This window comes from Streptomyces boetiae (assembly GCF_031845405.1).
GTDB lineage: Bacteria > Actinomycetota > Actinomycetes > Streptomycetales > Streptomycetaceae > Streptomyces > Streptomyces boetiae.
This window is the reverse complement of record NZ_JAVREN010000002.1, coordinates 124,639-141,593: the sequence shown is the minus strand read 5'-3', so window position 1 is coordinate 141,593 and position 16,955 is coordinate 124,639. Positions and strand designations below refer to the sequence as shown.

Genomic DNA, 16,955 nt, shown 5'->3' with positions numbered 1-16,955 from the left:
CGGGCCGCCGGCCGATTGGCCTCCGGGGCCCCCGGGGTGAGACGATGCGCGTCGGTATCCGGTGACGACAGGGGCGGCCCGACCCCTCACCGGGGTGACAATCCGGACGCCGGCGCGGGGCCCTCCGGAGGGCTCGGCCGGCCGGGTGCGACACGCCGCGCCGACCTGGGACTCCTCACCCGGACGGACCCACCCGAGATGCGGCATCTCATATGTGAGATAAGCTCGGTCACATGATCGATGACTACCTCGCCCGGATCGGACAGCTCATTCGGGACGCACGTCAGCATCGCGGCTGGACACAATCCCAGCTTGCCGAGGCGCTCGGGACCAGTCAGAGCGCTATCAACCGCATCGAGCGGGGGAATCAGAACATCAGCCTTGAGATGATCGCCCGCATCGGAGAGGCGCTGGACAGCGAGATCGTCTCGCTCGGCTACGCCGGCCCGATGCACCTGCGGGTCGTCGGAGGGCGCCGCCTGCACGGCAGCATCGACGTCAAGACGAGCAAGAACGCCTGCGTCGCCCTGCTGTGCGCCACCCTCCTGAACTCCGGCCGCACCGTCCTGCGGCGCGTGGCCCGCATCGAGGAGGTCTTCCGCATCCTGGAGGTCCTCTCCTCGATCGGCGTGCGCAGCCGCTGGATCAACGAGGGCGCCGACCTGGAGATCATCCCCCCGGCCGAGCTGGACCTGGACGCGATCGACCACGAGGCCGCGCGGCGCACCCGCAGCATCATCATGTTCCTCGGGCCGCTGCTGCACCGGATGGACCAGTTCAAGATCCCCTACGCGGGCGGCTGCGACCTGGGCACCCGGACCGTCGAGCCCCACATGATGGCGCTGCGCCGCTTCGGCCTGGACGTCACCGCCACCGAGGGCGTCTACCACGCCACGGTGGACCGGAAGATCACGCCCACGCGCCCCATCGTCCTGACCGAGCGCGGGGACACCGTCACCGAGAACGCCCTGCTGGCCGCCGCCCGGCACGACGGCGTCACCGTGATCCGCAACGCCTCCTCCAACTACATGGTCCAGGACCTGTGCTTCTTCCTGGAGGAATTGGGCGTGCGGATCGAGGGCGTGGGCACCACCACCCTCACCGTCCACGGCGTGCCCGAGATCGACCGGGACGTGGACTACTCCCCCTCCGAGGACCCGGTCGAGGCGATGAGCCTCATCGCCGCCGCGGTCGTCACCGAGTCCCAGCTGACGATCCGGCGGGTGCCGCTGGAGTTCCTGGAGATCGAGCTGGCGGTGCTGGAGGGCATGGGCCTGGACCACGACCTGGGCCCGGAGTACGCGGCGGACAACGGCCGCACGCGGCTGGCGGACCTGACCGTGCGGCCCTCCAAGCTGGAGGCGCCGATCGACAAGATCCACCCCATGCCGTTCCCCGGCCTGAACATCGACAACGCGCCGTTCTTCGCCGCCATCGCGGCCTCCGCGCACGGCTCGACGCTGATCCACGACTGGGTCTACGACAACCGCGCCATCTACCTCACCGACCTCAACCGCCTCGGCGGCCGGCTCCAACTGCTGGACCCGCACCGGGTGCTGGTGGAGGGCCCCACGCGGTGGCGCGCGGCCGAGATGATGTGCCCGCCGGCCCTGCGCCCGGCCGTGGTCGTCCTGCTGGCGATGATGGCCGCCGAGGGGACCTCCGTCCTGAGGAACGTCTACGTCATCAACCGCGGCTACGAGGACCTGGCCGAGCGTCTGAACTCGGTGGGCGCGCAGATCGAGACCTTCCGCAACATCTGACGGACGCGCATCAGCGCTCCCGGCCGGTGCACGGGGAACGGCGGATTCCGCCGCCCGGCATAGCCTGTGGCCGAACTGGGGACAGTGATCACAGGACCCGTGAACGCCCGGCCGCTGGGAGGAGTTCCGTGATGGACCACGCACTGGACAACAGGCTGGAGCGGCGGCTCGACCGGCGGGCCAGCCGGCGCACCTCCGTCCTCTTCGGCGCCACCGTCGTGGCGGCCCTGGCTGCCTCCCCCTTTTTCGTGCTGTACGAACTGCTGCTCGGCGCGGGCGGACTGGCCGGCACGGCCCTGCTCCCCCGCCGCTTCCGTGACGGCACGGCCGGGATGACGGCCACCGTGATCTTCGCGGGCATCCTGGCCGGGAGCCTGCCGTACCTGGTGGCGGCGCCGTTCCTGTTCTAGCCCCGCCCGCCGTGGCCGTGTCGCTGTGGCCCGACGCCGGCCCCGCGGCGTAGACCGGACTCATGGACCAGCGAGGGACGTACCGGGGCCGCCGACGCCGCTACTTCATCCTGATGGGCGTCTGCCTGACGCTGTTCGTGGGGGCCTGGGCGGTGGTCCGCCTGTGGTCCGTTCCGGTGGCCATCGCGATGTGCGCGGTGGCGGCGGCGCTGCCGCCCGTCGCGGCGATCGTCGCCAACCGCCGCGGCCCCGGCGAGGGCTGAGCCGGCCCGGCTACCAGGGCAGGTCGCGGATCTGCTCCACGCACAGTACGAGGAAGAGGACGCCCGAGCCCAGCAGCATGACGTTGCTCAGCGGGCCGTTGCGCCAGAGGCGGGGCACGCGCGGGGAGTTCAGCAGCCACAGCAGGGTCAGCGCCAGGAAGGGCATGAACAGCGCGCCCAGCACCCCGTAGGCGAGGATCAGGCCCACCGGCTCGTCCAGGAACAGCAGGCCCATGGGCGGGAACGTCAGCCACAGCAGGTAGCCGCGGAAGGCCCAGGACCGCTCGGCGCGGGCCGGGCGCGCCTCCCCGGCCGTTTCCCCTGCTCGCCCGCGGGCCGCCAGGTGGGCCGTGAAGTCCGCGAAGAGCAGGCTGACGCCGTGCCAGACGCCGATCACCGAGCTGAAGGACGTCGCGAAGAAGCCGACCAGGAACAGCCGCGCCGTGGCCGTCCCGAAGCGGTCCTCCAGCACCTCCCCGACGTCCAGCAGGCCCCGGTCGCCCGTGGCCAGCGCCACGTCCGCCGCGTGCGTCAGCTCCGCGCCGATCACCAGCATGGCCACGACGAACAGGCCGGTGGTGGCATAGGCCACCCGGTTGTCCAGGCGCATCACCGGGATCCAGGACGGCCCCGACCAGCCCTTGGCCGTCACCCAGTACCCGTACGCGGCCAGCGTGATGGTGCCGCCGACGCCGCCGACCAGGCCGAGCGTGTAGACCACCGAGCCGTCCGGCAGCACCGGCAGCAGACCGGCGCCCATCGCGGCGGCGTCCGGGCCGACGCGGACGGCGAGGCCGACCACCACCAGGAACATCACGCCGACGAACAGGGTCATCAGCCGCTCCACGACGGCGTAGCGGTTGAACCACACGCAGGCCAGGCCCAGCAGCCCGGAGAGGATGCCCCAGGTGCGCAGCGAGGGCCCGTCCGGGAAGAGGGCGGCCAGCGGCAGGGCGCTGGCGGACATCGCGGTGGCGCCGTAGACGAAGCCCCAGACGACGATGTAGACGCCGAAGTAGGCCACGGCCCACCGGCCCAGGGACCGCCAGCCGTCGAAGACGGTGCGGCCGGTGGCCAGGTGCCAGCGGCCGGTCGCCTCGGCCAGCGAGATCTTGATCAGGCAGCCGAGGACGGCGGCCCACAGCAGGGTGTACCCGTACCGGCCGCCGGCCACGGCCGTGGCGACGAGGTCGCCCGCGCCCACGCCGGTGGCCGCGACCACGAGCCCGGGCCCGATCAGCCGCCAACGGGCCCCCGGAGGACGGTCGTTCTCCTGCCGCGCCCGCGCCGTCTCCGCCACCCCCGGAGTCTGCCCAGCGCGCCGCCGGGAATGCGCGGGTGCGAACGTGCGGACGGGCGCCGGGCGTTGGTTCCGCCGCGCGCCGCGCCGGAAATCGGGTGAGTGCGGGCCGGGGCCGCGACGATACTGGGCCGGGTGTTCCTGACCCTCTCCGCCGCCGGCGACGCCCGGCGCCCCGCAACGGACCTCGGCTTCCTGCTGCACAAACACCCCGGCAGGGCACAGGAGTTCTCGACCTCCGCCGGGACCGCGCACGTCTTCTACCCCGAGGCCGGGGAGCGCCGCTGCACCGCGGCGCTGCTGCTGGACGTCGACCCCGTGGCGCTGGTGCGCGCCCGCGGCCGGGGCGCCGCGCCGGACGCCGCCCTCGACCGCTACGTCAACGACCGCCCCTACGCCGCCTCTTCGCTGCTGGCGGTCGCGCTGGGGCAGGTCTTCCGGACGGCGCTGCGCGGCGTGTGCGCGGCGCGGCCCGAGCTGCCGGGGCGGCCGATGCCGCTGCGGATCGAGGTGCCGGCGCTGCCCGCGCGGGGCGGCCCCGAGGAGGTGCGGCGTCTCTTCGCGCCCGCGGGCTGGGAGGTGAGCGCCGAACCGGTGCCGCTGGACCCGCAGTTCCCCGGCTGGGGCGCCTCGCGGTACGTGCGCCTGATCCTGGAGGGCGAGGCGGTGCTGTCCGCGGCGCTGCGGCAGCTCTACGTGCTGCTGCCGGTGCTGGACGCCGCCAAGCACTACTGGATCACGGAGGAGGAGGTGGAGAAGCTGCTGCGGGCCGGGGACGGCTGGCTGGAGCATCACCCCGAGCAGCGGCTGATCGCCGGGCGGTACCTGGCGCACCGCTCGGCGCTGACCCGCCGGGCGCTGGAACGGCTCGAGCTGGCGCGGCTGGCGGCGGCCGACGACGCGGAGGCGGCGGAGCTGGACAACGCGGTGGAGGACCCGGCCGCGAGCGCGGAAGGCGAGGCCCCGGCGCCGCCACCGCTGGCCGCCCTGCGGCGGGAGGCGATCCTGGCGGCGGTGCGGGAGACCGGCGCCTCCCGGGTGATCGATCTGGGCTGCGGGGACGGGCAGTTGCTTGCCGCGCTGCTGAAGGACGGCGCGCTGTCGGCCGTTGCCGGGATGGACGTGTCCGTCCGGGCGCTGACCGTGGCGCGGCGGCGGCTGCGCGTGGAGGAGATGCAGCCGCGGCGGCGCGAGCGGCTGACGCTCTTTCAGGGCTCGCTGGTGTACACCGACGAGCGGCTGCGGGACTGGGACGCGGCGGTGCTCAGCGAGGTCGTCGAGCACGTGGACCCGCCGCGGCTCCCCGCCCTGGAGCACGTGGTGTTCGGCGCGGCCCGGCCCGGCGCGGTCGTGGTGACCACGCCGAACGCCGAGTACAACGTCCGCTATCCCTCGCTGCCCGCCGGGGAGTTCCGGCACGCCGACCACCGCTTCGAGTGGACGCGGGAGGAGTTCCGCGCCTGGGCGGAGGGGGTCGCCGCCCGCAACGGCTACGCGGTGGCCCTGCGCCCGGTCGGCCCGCGGGACCCTCAGGCCGGATCGCCCACCCAGCTCGCCCTGTTCACCCGACTTCCCGGCCCCGGCGCCGGGACGAAGGAGGTCGCGGCATGACGCGCCTCGACATACCCGACCTGTCGCTGGTGGTGCTGATCGGCACCACCGGCTCGGGCAAGTCCACGTTCGCCCGGCGGCACTTCCTGCCGACGCAGGTCGTCTCCTCCGACGTCTGCCGCGGCCTGGTCGCCGACGACGAGAACGACCAGGCCGCCACGCCCCAGGCGTTCGCCCTGCTGCACTACCTCGCGGGCCTGCGCCTGGCCGCCGGGCGCCTGACGGTGGTGGACGCCACCAACGTGCGGCGCGAGGCCCGGCGGAAGCTGGTCGAGCTGGCCCGGGAGCACGACGTGCTGCCGGTGGCGGTCGTGCTGGACATCCCGGAGCGGGAATCCGCGCGGCGCAACGCGGCCCGCCCCGAGCGCGCCTTTCTGCCGGGGCACGTGATCCCCCGCCAGAGCCGGGAGTTGCGGCGCTCGCTGCGCGGCCTGGAGCGCGAGGGCTTCCGGCACGTGCACGTGCTGCGCGGCACCGGGGCGGTGGAGGAGGCGGAGATCCGCCTCACCCGGCGGTACAACGACCTGCGGCACCTGGCGGGGCCGTTCGACCTGATCGGCGACGTGCACGGCTGCCGTTCGGAGCTGGAGACGCTGCTGAGCGGGCCGCTGGGGTACGTGCTGGAGCGGGACGAGCACGGGCGGGCCGTGGGCGCGCGGCACCCGGAGGGCCGCACGGCCGTGTTCGTCGGCGACCTGGTGGACCGCGGCCCGGACACCCCGGGCGTGCTGCGCCTGGTGATGGGCATGGCGGAGGCCGGGACCGCGCTGTGCGTGCCGGGCAACCACGAGAACAAGCTGGCCCGGCACCTCGCCGGCCGCAAGGTCCAGCTCACCCACGGCCTGCCGGAGACGGTGGAGCAGCTGGCGCGGGAGGAGGAGCGGGACCCTACCTTCCGGGAGCGGGTGCGGGCGTTCCTCGACGGGCTGATCTCGCACTACGTGCTGGACGGCGGCGCGCTGGTCGTCAGCCACGCCGGGCTGCCGGAGCGCTATCACGGGCGGACCTCGGGCCGGGTGCGCTCGCACGCGCTGTACGGGGACACCACGGGCGAGACGGACCAGTTCGGGCTGCCGGTGCGCTACCCGTGGGCGGAGGAGTACCGGGGGCGGGCGGCCGTGGTGTACGGGCACACGCCCGTGCCGCGCGCGGTCTGGCTGAACAACACGCTGTGCCTGGACACCGGGTGCGTCTTCGGCGGGGCGCTGACGGCGCTGCGCTGGCCGGAGCGGGAGATCGTGGACACCCCGGCGGAGCGCGTGTGGTACGAGCCGGTGCGCCCGCTCGCCCCCGCCTCTGTCTCGGACGGGGCGGCGGCGCGGCCTCCGGCCATCGACGACGTGCAGGGGCGGCGGGTGATCACCACCGCGCACGCCGGGCGGCTGGCGGTGCGGGAGGAGAACGCGGCGGCGGCCCTGGAGGTGATGAGCCGCTTCGCGGTGGACCCGCGGCTGCTGATGTACCTGCCCCCGACCATGGCGCCCTGCGCGGCCTCGGCCGAGGAGGGGTACCTGGAGCACCCCGCGGAGGCCTTCGCAGCCTACCGGGAGGCGGGCGTGCGCGAGGTGCTGTGCGAGGAGAAGCACATGGGCTCGCGGGCCGTGGTGCTGGTGTGCCGGGACGCGGAGACCGCGGCGAAGCGGTTCGACGCGCCGCCGGGCGTGTCCGGCGCGGTGCACACCCGCACCGGGCGGCCGTTCCTGAGCGACGCCGGGCCGCTGCTGCGGCGGGTGGCGGACGCGGTCGGGGCCGCCGGGCTGTGGGAGGAGCTGGGGACCGACTGGCTGCTGCTGGACGCGGAGATCCTGCCGTGGTCGTTCAAGGCGGGCGGGCTGGTGCGCGGCCAGTACGCGGCGGTGGGCGCGGCGGCGCGGGCGGCGTTCCCCGGCGCGCTGGCGGCGCTGGAGGCGGCGGCCGGGCGGGGGGTTCCGGTGGAGGGGGTGCTGGCGCGCCAGCGGGAGCGGGCCGAGGACGCGGGGGCGTTCGCGGCAGCGTACCGGCGCTACTGCGGGCCGGCCGAGGAGGAGGGGCTGGCGGGGGTGCGGCTGGCGCCGTTCCAGGTGCTGGCGGTGGAGGGGCGCTCGCTGGCGGCGGCGCTGCCCCACGATGAGCAGCTGGCGCTGATCGACCGGCTGGTGAGCCGCGATCCGCTGCTGGCCCCGACGCGGCGGCTGGCGGTGGACACCGGCGACCCGGCCTCGGTGGCCGAGGGCACCCGGTGGTGGCTGGAGCTGACGGAGGCCGGGGGCGAGGGGATGGTCGTCAAGCCGCGGGCGGCGTTCGTGCGCGGCGCGGACGGGCGGCCGGCGCAGCCGGGCCTGAAGTGCCGGGGCCGGGAGTACCTGCGGCTGGTGTACGGCCCGGAGTACGCCCGGCCGGCGCACCTGGCGCGGCTGCGGGAGCGGAACCTGGGCCATAAGCGGTCGCTGGCGCTGCGGGAGTACGCCCTGGGGCTCGAGGCGCTGGAGCGGCTGGCCGTGGGCGAGCCGCTGTGGCGCGTGCACGAGGCGGTCTTCGCGGTGCTGGCGCTGGAGTCGGAGCCGGTGGACCCGCGGCTGTGACCCCGCCGTCACCGCCTGTCGTCACCGCGGGTGCGCGCCCGGGCCGGGCCCGGTGGCCGGCGGCGCGCACCCGCTCACGCGCCCGCAGAATGGGGCCATGACGTTCCATGTCGACTCCGAGACCGGGCGGCTGCGCCGGGTGATCCTCCACCGCCCGGGCCTCGAACTGAAGCGCCTGACGCCGAGCAACAAGGACGAGCTGCTCTTCGACGACGTGCTGTGGGCGCGCCGGGCGCAGCAGGAGCACGACGTCTTCGCGGAGAGCCTGCGCTCCCGGGGGGTGCGGGTGTACCTGTTCGGGGAGCTGCTGGCCGAGAGCCTGGACGTGCCGGCCGCGCGGGCGCTGGTCCTGGACCGGGTCTTCGACGAGCGGGAGTACGGGCCGCTGGCGACGGACCGGCTGCGGGCGGCGTTCGACGCGCTGCCGACCGGGGAGCTGGCCGAGGCGCTGATCGGCGGGGTGACCAAGCGGGAGTTCCTGGCCGCGCACGCCGAGCCGTCCTCGGTGCGGTTCCACGTCATGGGCATGGACGACTTCCTGCTGCACCCGCTGCCCAACCACCTCTTCGCACGCGACACCTCGGCCTGGGTCTACGACGGGGTGGCGATCAACGCCATGCGCTGGCCGGCGCGGCAGCGCGAGAGCGTCCACTTCGAGGCCGTGTACGGGTACCACCCGCTGTTCACGGGCCCGGAGGCGGGGGGCTTCCACGTGTGGGCTGACGGTCAGGGCGCCCACCCCTCCACGATCGAGGGCGGGGACGTGCTGGTCCTGGGGAACGGCGCGGTGCTGGTGGGCATGAGCGAGCGGACCACGCCGCAGGCCGTGGAGCTGCTGGCGCGGCGGCTGTTCGAGGCCGGGTCGGCGCGGACCATCGTGGCGCTGGACATGCCCAAGCGGCGGGCGTTCATGCACCTGGACACGGTGCTGACGATGGTGGACGGCGAGACGTTCACGCAGTACGCGGGGCTGGGGATGCTGCGCTCCTACACGATCGAGCCGGGCGGGGACGGGCGGGAGCTGAAGGTCACCGACCACGCGCCGGAGCACATGCACCGGGCGATCGCGGCGGCGCTGGGCCTGGGGGCGATCCGGGTGCTGACGCCGGTGCAGGACGTGCACTCGGCCGAGCGGGAGCAGTGGGACGACGGGTGCAACGTCCTGGCCGTCGAGCCGGGCGTGGTCCTCGCCTACGAGCGGACGGTCACGGCCAACGCGCACCTGCGCGACCACGGCTTCGAGGTGATCGAGATCCCCGGCAGCGAACTGGGCCGAGGCCGCGGCGGCCCCCGCTGCATGAGCTGCCCCATCGAACGCGACCCGGTCCCCTGACGGGCACCGCCCCGGCCCCCGCCGGTCGGCTCCGGGAAAAGGGGATGCATAGCCATGAGGACATTCGTATATAATTCCAACCCATACCCGCGCGACATACGGAGCCGCCATGCCGTCCGAGCTCACGGGCCGCCATCTGCTGAGGGAACTGGACCTTTCTCCCGAGGAGTTCCGGTCGCTGACCGGGCTTGCCGCCGAGTTGAAGGGGGAGCGGCGGGCGGGGGTGGAGGTGCCGCGGCTGGGGGGGAAGCATGTGGCGCTGATCTTCGAGAAGAGCTCGACGCGGACCCGCTGCGCCTTCGAGGTGGCCGCCGCGCACCAGGGGGCCGCCACCACCTACCTGGACCCGGCCGGCTCGCACATCGGCTACAAGGAGTCCGCACGGGACACCGCCCGGGTGCTGGGGCGGATGTTCGACGCCATCCAGTACCGGGGCAGCGAGCAGCGGGTGGTGCAGGAGCTGGCCGCCCACGCGGGAGTGCCGGTCTACAACGGGCTGACCGACGACTGGCACCCGACGCAGATGCTCGCCGACGTGCTCACCATGACCGAGCACAGCTCCAAGCCGCTGGAGTGGATCGCCTTCGCCTACCTCGGCGACGCGCGTAACAACATGGGCAACTCCTATCTGGTGACCGGCGCGCTGCTCGGCATGGACGTGCGGATCGTGGCGCCCCGGGCGCTGTGGCCCGACGAGGCGGTGCGGGCCGAGGCGCGGACGGTGGCGGAGCGGACCGGGGCGCGGATCACGCTCACCGAGGACGTCGCCGAGGGGGTCTACGGCGCGGACTTCGTGGCCACGGACGTGTGGGTCTCGCTGGGCGAGCCGAAGGAGGTGTGGGAGGAGCGGATCGCGCTGCTGCGGCCGTACGCCGTCACCATGGACGTGCTGCGGGCCACGGGGAACGCCGACGTCCGCTTTCTGCACTGCCTGCCGGCCTTCCACGACCTGGGCACCCAGGTCGGGCGGGAGATCCACGAGCGGTACGGGCTGGACTCGCTGGAGGTCACGGACGAGGTCTTCGAGTCCGGGCACTCGGTCGTCTGGGACCAGGCGGAGAACCGCCTGCACACCATCAAGGCCGTCCTGGTCGCCACGCTCGCCGGCTGAGCCGGGCGCCCCGGGCGGGCGCTCAGGAGGGTATGAGGGGCCTCCAGTACTGGCGGTGCCCGGAGCCGTCGCGGACGACGGCGCCCAGCTTCTGGACCTCCTCGCGCAGCTCCTCCGCGTCCTGGCGTGACTTCTTCCGCAGCGCCGACTCGCGGGCCTTCAGCAGGGCGTTCACCCCCGCCGGGGCCTCGGGGGCGCCGGGGACCCAGCGGCGGAAGTGCTCGGCGTAGGGGTCGCCGCCGTCCCGCCAGGGGTAGCCGTGCGCCGCGAAGGCCGCCGCCAGGGCCTCGGCCCCGCCCTCGGGCTCCTCCCGCAGCAGCTCGCGGGTGTCCGGGGCGAGGACGACCAGCCGCTTCCCGTCGAGGAAGACGGCCGCCACGTCCTCCCGCCGGAGGGTGCGGGTCCGGCCGTCCTTGTCCAGGCGTATCCGGTCGTCGGTGAGGGTGATCCTCAGGCAGGTGAGGACCGCCAGGAACGCGAGACCCGCACCCAGCAGCAGCCCGGTGCCGGCCAGCGCCGCGGCCACCCACGGCCCCTCCCAGGAGGCGATCAGCTCCAGCGGGCCCTCCAGCGGCGCCCAGGGCAGGCCCGTGGCCCCGTCCGCGACCGGCGGCAGGAGGAAGCCCAGCACGATCCCCAGCGCGGGCAGCCCGGCCCACAGCAGCAGCCGCTCCCCCGGGGTGAGCCCCACCACGGTGACCCGGCCCTCCTCGGCGCCCGCGGCGGGCCCCATGCCGGTGTCCGGCTTCTCGCTCGACCTCGACCTCGACCTCGACCTCGACCTCATGCGATTACGCTAAGCGACGATCTCGCCCCAGAACAGTCACCGAAAGGTGGATTTCCCGGTCGCGGAGGCCGACTTTAGTCGTACACGAGGGCCCCGGCGCGGCGCTCAGCAGTCGCAGGAGCAGTCGCAGCCGCCCCCGTCGCCGCCGCCCTCGCCGCCGCAGGTGCAGCAGTCGGCGCACTGGGAGCAGCAGTCGCAGCACTCGCAGCAGTCCGAGCACTTCTGGCACCAGGACTGGCGCTCCTCGCCCGTCCACGGGTCGTGGTAGGGGTCGCGGCAGCACATCTGGCAGGAGCAGCACATCAGCGCCCACACCGTGCAGCCCCCGATCAGGCCGCGGCGCCTGCCCCGGCGCGGCGGCGGGGGCGGGTCGCCGCCCGGCGGGACGAAGCCCGGCGGCACGTGGCCGGGCGGGACGTACCCCGGCGGGACGTGGGAGGCCGTGCCGTGGCCGACGGCCCCGTGCCCCGCCGCCCCGTGGGGGCAGGCGGGGCCGAAGACGCGGTCGACGGCGCGCCGCAGCTCGTTGCCCAGCAGGGCCCGCGTCAGCCGCCGGTCGGTGAACTCCGCCTCGCGCAGCGCCAGCCGGACGCCGAGCACCGCGTCGTCGCACAGCCGCCGCACCTCCTCGCGCGGGGTGCCGGTGGCGGTGACCGGGTTCCACGCGCCGGCCGCCGCGTCCCGCCCCTGGTCCTCCACCGCGTCCAGCAGGTGCGCGATCCGGCCGAACAGCCGCCCGGCCTCGGCCAGTCGCGGGGCGTTCGCGGGCCGCCCGGCCAGGTGTGCGGTGTGCGCGAAGGCCGCGGCCGTGGCGGCCTCGGTGGGCGCGGTGACTTCGAGAATCGGGGTGCCCGGCCCGGCCAGGGCCTCGACCTCCGGCTGCCGGTCCACGGCCTCGACCAGCACCGCGGTGTCGAAGCCGACGCCCGCCCCGCCGCGCGCCCCGGCCGCGTCCCAGCCCCTGGCCACCCGGCGCGCCGCCGCGGCCATCGTCCGGCGCGCGAACACCCCGTCCCCGTCCGCGACATGGTCGCGCAGCTTCGCGGAGGCCAGCACCAGGGACACGGACGCGGCCAGCCGCGCCCCCTCCCCGTCGGCGACCGTCGCGGACCGCATCCCGCGCAGCGCGCAGGGGCCGGCCTTGCGCCGCCCGAGCGTTCCCGGCTCGCGCTGCGCGTCGTGCAGCACGGATATCAGCAGGCCGTCGTAGTTGGTGGCGATCCGCGCCGCCTGGCCGTGGGTACCGCGCAGCGCGAGGCAGAGCCCGCAGAGGTGGCCGAGCCACTCGGCCCCGAGTCCCCCGGGCAGCCGGTGCCGGCACGGTCTGATGATTCCGAACACGAACGTCCCCCTGTGGCGCGCCTTTTCGGCCGGTCATGCTACGGCACGCCCGCGGCCGGGCTCCGGCCCGTCCACCGCCGCGGGAAACGCCCGCCAGGGCCAACGCCCGCCGCACGCACCGGCGGAGGGGCCGGCGTTCCCCAAGGGATGCGGGAGGAGAGGGAGAAGGAGGGGGACCGCGGGCCGGCTTCTGTAACGCGGGGAAGCGGTGGCCGCCGGCGCGCGGTCCCTCCGGAGACGTGGCACCTCTGCCCTGCACAGCGGAGGTACCGGCGACTCGTGAGGGAAGTCTGCCCGTCGCGCGCCCCGCGCGCCATCACCGCACGTGCGATTTCGGTCGCGATGCGTGGCGTTCTTGCTCGCGAGCGGTGACCGATCCCTCACGCCGCGCAGCCGTCACCTGCACGTTCATACGGAGACGGGGGTGCGGCGCCGCGCCCCCGCCGCCCGTCAACACGGCCTGAATTCACGGTTTCGACGTGTTCCTCGCCACAGAACCCCAGGTCAGGGACATATGCCATGGCTAACTCCCCGCCAGGGCGGTCCGTATCCGGGCGATCAGCTCGGGCCCGACCCGGCAGCAGCCCCCGATCAGGCGGGCCCCCGCGCCCCGCCACACCAGCGCCAGGAGCGGGTCGAAGACCGCCTCGCCCCGCCACTCGCCCGTCTCCGCGTCCCACTGCTCGCCGCTGTTGGGGTAGGCCACCGCGGGCTTCCCCGTCACCTCGGCGGCGAGCCGTACCGCGGCCGTCACCTCGCCCGGGGCGCAGCAGTTGACGCCCACCGCGATCACGTGGTCCGCCTCGGCGGCGAGCGCGAACGCCTCCGCGAGCGGCTGCCCGGCCCGGGTCCGCTCCCTCTCCGCGGTGAACGACAGCCACACCGGGATGCCGCAGTCCCGCGTCGCGCGCAGCAGCGCCCGCGCCTCCTCCGCGTCCGGGACGGTCTCCAGCGCGAGCACGTCGGGAGCGGCGGCGGCCAGGGCCTCGACGCGCGGGCGGTGGAAGCGTTCCAGCTCCGTGACGGAGAGCCCGTAACGCCCGCGGTACTCGCCGCCGTCCCCGAGCACCGCCCCGTAGGGGCCCACGGAGGCCGCCACGTACGGGGCGCCCGCGGCGCGCGCCAGGCGCACGCTCTCCCCGAACAGCCGCGCGGCGGCGGCCCGTCCGATCCCGTGGCGGGCGAAGCCCTCGAAGGAGGCCTGGTAGCTGGCGGTGGTGATCACCTCCGCCCCGGCCCGGACGTGGGCGGCGTGCGCGGCGGCGACGCGCGCCGGGTCCTCGGCGAGCGCGCGGGCCGTCCACAGGCCGCCGGAGAGGTCGCAGCCCTCGGCGCGCAGCGCGTCGGAGAGGCCGCCGTCCAGCACGAGGGTGTGCTCGTGCAGGGGCGGCGGCCCGGGTGGCGGGCTCGCGTTCACGGCAGTTGGGGCCTCACCTGGTTGGCGATCAGTTCGAGGTGGTCCAGGTCGGGGAGGTCGAGGATCTGGAGGTAGATCCGCGAGGAGCCGGCCTCCAGGTACCGGCCGATGCGGTCGACGACCTCGTCCGGGCTGCCGGCCAGGCCGTTCCTCCTCAGCTCGGGCACCTCGCGGCCGATGGCGGCGGCGCGGCGGGCGATCTCGGCCTCGTCCCGGCCGACGCAGGCGACCAGGGCGTTGGAGTACACCAGGTCGTCCCCCTTGCGCCCGGCCTCCTCGGCGGCCCGCCGGACGCGGGCGAACTGCGCGGCGCTGTCCTCGGCCGAGGCGAAGGGCACGTTGAACTCGTCGGCGTAGCGGGCCGCGAGGCGCGGCGTGCGCTCCTTGCCGGTGCCGCCGATGATGACCGGCACGCGCCGCTGGACGGGCTTGGGCAGCGCGGGCGAGTCCGTGAGCCGGTAGTAGGTGCCCTCGAAGGTGAACGTCTCGCCGGGCGGCGTCTCCCACAGTCCCGTGACGACGGCAAGCTGCTCCTCGAACCGGGGGAAGCGGGCGGCGGGGAACGGGATGCCGTAGGCCGTGTGCTCGGCCGCGAACCACCCGGCACCCAGGCCGAGTTCGATCCGGCCGCCGGACATGGCGTCGACCTGCGCGACCTGGATGGCCAGCACGCCGGGCAGCCGGAAGGTGGCGGCGGTCATCAGGGTGCCCAGGCGGATGCGGCTGGTCTCGCGGGCCAGGCCGGCCAGGGTGATCCAGGCGTCCGTGGGCCCGGGCAGGCCGTCCACGCCGCCCATCCTGAGGTAGTGGTCGGAGCGGAAGAAGGCGTCGTAGCCCAGCTCCTCGGTGGCCCTGGCCACGGCCAGCAGGGTGTCGTAGTCGGCGCCCTGCTGGGGCTCGGTGAAGATGCGCAGTTCCATGTCCGCCATTCTCGTCCGGTCTTCTCACGGGTGCCCGGCGCGGGGCGGGGGCGCGGCGTCGGCGGGGGTGAGCAGGGCCGTCTCGCCGGGCGCGATGTCGGGCCGCAGGACCATCGGGCCGGCGCCGGGCCGGAAGAGCAGGATGTCGCCGGGGGCCAGGGCGGCGGTGGCGCGGGCGGCCTCCTCGCCGAGCGCGGCCCCGGCGCCCTCGGCGAACCGGGCGTCGAGCGCGAGCAGCGCGTCGGGCGCGGTCCAGAACGCGGAGCGGCGCGGCGCGGCGGGCGCCACGTGCACGGCGGTGCGCCAGGCCCCGGCGGCCGACGCGGCGGAGGGGGGCCGGCGCAGCTCGCTGACCAGGGCCTGCGGCCCGTCGTCCACGGCGGGCGGGGCGGGCGGCGGGACGGGCTGGGCCTCCGCCTCCTCGGCCACGGTCAGGCGCTCACCGGCCGCCGTCTGCAGGGCGCGCCAGGGGCCGGGGGCCCGGGTGGCGGCGGTGACGCGGGCGCCGACGGCGAGCAGGCGCAGCGCGACGAGGCGGGCGAAGAGGGGGTCGCCGAGCACGGCGATCCTGCTTCCCGCGGGCCCGGGGCCCGGCAGCGCGACGGGCCGCCCGTCGCGCGCGGTCCCGAGGTGCACCCCGGCGAAGGCCGGCTCCAGCGGGACGGCCCGCTCGGGCCGCTCGTCGTCCCGCCACTCCACGGCGGACAGGCCGCCGCTCACCTCGCGGCTCCCGTTGGGTGAACGGCCGGGGCGGGCGTGGCGCGGTGCCCTGCGGGCGGCCGGGGGCCGGGCGGCAGCGCGAAGGCGTCGCCGTTCCCGGGCGCTGCGGGCTGCGCGGGCGGGTGCGGGGTCATCGGGCGGCTCCCGTTGGGTGAACGGCCGGGGCGGGCGTGGCGCGGACACGTGCGGCGGGCGGGGTCGTGAAGCCGGTCGCCTGGGCGAGGGTGTGGGGTGGGTAGGCGACCGGGAGGGTGGCCAGGAGGCCGGCGGCCTGGTCGGGGACCGGGGGGCCGGCCGCGCCCGAGGCGGCCAGCCGGTCGCGTTCGCCCGCCGCGTGCTGGGCGAGCGTGGAGACCACGCGCACGGCCGTGCGCACCCGCAGGGACCGGCCCTCGCGGGTGAGGGTGGCGGCGGCGACGGCCCGGTCGGCGGCGCAGGCCGCCAGCGCGGCCAGCAGGCGGGACCACTCCTCGCGGGTGCTCACGCGCGCGCCCAGCGTGCAGTGGGTGGCGGCGGAACCGGCCCAGCCCCCGGGCAGGGCGCGGCCCGCGCCGGAGGCGTCGCCCGCCTGGCGCAGCAGTTCGCGCAGCGCGTCCGCGCCGAGCGGGGTGGTGGGCGCGCCGGCGGCCCTGAGGCGGGCACGCAGCCGGCCCGTCGCGGCGGCGACGGCGGCCCTGGCCCCGGCCGCTCCCCCGCCGCGCCGCGCGGCGGCCTCGGGCGCCTCGAACGGCTCGTGGCGCACGACGAGGAAGGCCCGGACGGCGACGGGCCGCCCGCCGGTGGGTAGCTGCCGGTAGGCCACGGTCGGGGCGTAGCGGTAGTGGAAGTCCCAGGGCGGGACGCCGAATTGCTCGACCAGGAGCTGGGCGGCGGCCGGGCGGGCGGGGTCCTCGTCCAGCCAGCGGCCGATCAGCCCGGCCGGCAGCGGGGGGAGCGTTCCGCCGGGGAAGGCCAGGACGGCGGCGTGGCCGCGCCCGTCCGACAGGACGCCCAGCGGCGGGCCGTTGCGGTCGGGGGTCTCCACGACGTCCAGGGCGGGCAGCAGCGCGTGGACGAGGCCGAGGCCGCTCCCCGGGGGCGCGGCGCCCGGGGCGTCCTCGGCCACGGCCGTCAGCCGCCGGTCCACGCGGGCCAGCGCCCCGGCCACGACGGCCGCCCCGGCCCCGGCCAGGGTCCAGCCCCAGGCTCCCTGCCACGCCGCACCGGCGGCGACGCCGCCCAGCCCGGCTTCCACGGCGACGACCCGCCCCCGGCCGAACGCCCGTGCTCGCGGCGCCCGTTCGGGCTCGGGAGCGCCGCGCCGGGCCCGGCGGCGCCCGGCCGCGCCGCCGGGCCCGGCCTGGACGGGAGCCGCCGCACCGGGCACGCCGCCGGAAAGGCTGGTGGGTGGGGTCACGGGGTGTCCTCCTGTGTGCTGC

13 protein-coding genes and 1 pseudogene are annotated in these 16,955 nt (G+C 75.7%); 7 read left to right on the top strand and 7 right to left on the bottom strand.

Annotation, left to right across the window (positions count from 1 at the left end; all coding sequences use genetic code 11):
• Positions 1-233: 233 nt before the first annotated feature.
• From RM780_RS01790 to RM780_RS01780, 3 genes and pseudogenes are all read left to right on the top strand, one after another.
• Positions 234-1,763, top strand: coding sequence for a helix-turn-helix domain-containing protein (locus RM780_RS01790; protein WP_311628607.1), 1,530 nt, complete (start codon positions 234-236; stop codon positions 1,761-1,763).
• Positions 1,764-1,894: 131 nt separating this feature from the next.
• A complete protein-coding gene (locus RM780_RS01785) occupies positions 1,895-2,173 on the top strand; it encodes a hypothetical protein (protein ID WP_311628606.1) in 279 nt (92 codons plus the stop codon).
• A gap of 62 nt (positions 2,174-2,235) precedes the next feature.
• Positions 2,236-2,424: pseudogene (locus RM780_RS01780) on the top strand (DUF3099 domain-containing protein); the annotation flags it as partial.
• Between the two features lie 22 nt (positions 2,425-2,446).
• Here the strand turns inward: RM780_RS01780 and RM780_RS01775 are convergent.
• Positions 2,447-3,736, bottom strand: coding sequence for an Nramp family divalent metal transporter (locus RM780_RS01775; RefSeq protein ID WP_311628605.1), 1,290 nt, complete (start codon positions 3,734-3,736; stop codon positions 2,447-2,449).
• Positions 3,737-3,871: 135 nt separating this feature from the next.
• On the opposite strand from RM780_RS01775, the gene RM780_RS01770 reads away from it, so the two are divergent.
• The 4 genes from RM780_RS01770 to argF all read left to right on the top strand — a co-directional run bounded on the left by RM780_RS01770 (position 3,872) and on the right by argF (position 10,352).
• Entirely contained in the window at positions 3,872-5,347 is a 1,476-nt protein-coding gene (locus RM780_RS01770) for a 3' terminal RNA ribose 2'-O-methyltransferase Hen1 (RefSeq protein WP_311628604.1), read from the top strand.
• Positions 5,344-7,908 (top strand): polynucleotide kinase-phosphatase, encoded by a 2,565-nt coding sequence (locus RM780_RS01765; RefSeq protein ID WP_311628603.1) that lies wholly within the window; start codon positions 5,344-5,346, stop codon positions 7,906-7,908. The genes RM780_RS01770 and RM780_RS01765 overlap by 4 nt, the downstream gene beginning before the upstream one ends.
• Positions 7,909-8,005: 97 nt before the next feature.
• The gene (locus RM780_RS01760; RefSeq protein WP_311628602.1) at positions 8,006-9,241 is read left to right on the top strand and encodes an arginine deiminase; all 1,236 of its coding nucleotides are present in this window, start codon (positions 8,006-8,008) and stop codon (positions 9,239-9,241) included.
• Between the two features lie 109 nt (positions 9,242-9,350).
• Positions 9,351-10,352, top strand: coding sequence for an ornithine carbamoyltransferase (gene argF, locus RM780_RS01755; RefSeq protein WP_311628601.1), 1,002 nt, complete (start codon positions 9,351-9,353; stop codon positions 10,350-10,352).
• A gap of 22 nt (positions 10,353-10,374) precedes the next feature.
• On the opposite strand, the gene RM780_RS01750 is transcribed toward argF, so the two are convergent.
• The 6 genes from RM780_RS01750 to RM780_RS01725 form a co-directional block, all read right to left on the bottom strand.
• Complete coding sequence (locus RM780_RS01750; RefSeq protein WP_311628600.1) at positions 10,375-11,085, bottom strand: YqeB family protein; 711 nt, start codon at positions 11,083-11,085, stop codon at positions 10,375-10,377.
• Positions 11,086-11,244: 159 nt separating this feature from the next.
• Positions 11,245-12,480 carry a DUF5685 family protein gene (locus RM780_RS01745; protein ID WP_311628599.1) on the bottom strand — a complete coding sequence of 412 codons (1,236 nt, stop codon included), beginning with the start codon at positions 12,478-12,480 and terminating at the stop codon, positions 11,245-11,247.
• A 523-nt stretch (positions 12,481-13,003) separates the two neighbouring features.
• The gene (mmuM, locus tag RM780_RS01740; RefSeq protein ID WP_311628598.1) at positions 13,004-13,897 is read right to left on the bottom strand and encodes a homocysteine S-methyltransferase; all 894 of its coding nucleotides are present in this window, start codon (positions 13,895-13,897) and stop codon (positions 13,004-13,006) included.
• The gene (locus RM780_RS01735; protein ID WP_311628597.1) at positions 13,894-14,817 is read right to left on the bottom strand and encodes an LLM class F420-dependent oxidoreductase; all 924 of its coding nucleotides are present in this window, start codon (positions 14,815-14,817) and stop codon (positions 13,894-13,896) included. The genes mmuM and RM780_RS01735 overlap by 4 nt, the downstream gene beginning before the upstream one ends.
• 24 nt (positions 14,818-14,841) lie before the next feature.
• Entirely contained in the window at positions 14,842-15,537 is a 696-nt protein-coding gene (locus RM780_RS01730) for a hypothetical protein (RefSeq protein WP_311628596.1), read from the bottom strand.
• A 130-nt stretch (positions 15,538-15,667) separates the two neighbouring features.
• Positions 15,668-16,933 (bottom strand): type VII secretion protein EccE, encoded by a 1,266-nt coding sequence (locus tag RM780_RS01725; RefSeq protein WP_311628595.1) that lies wholly within the window; start codon positions 16,931-16,933, stop codon positions 15,668-15,670.
• Positions 16,934-16,955 lie beyond the last annotated feature (22 nt).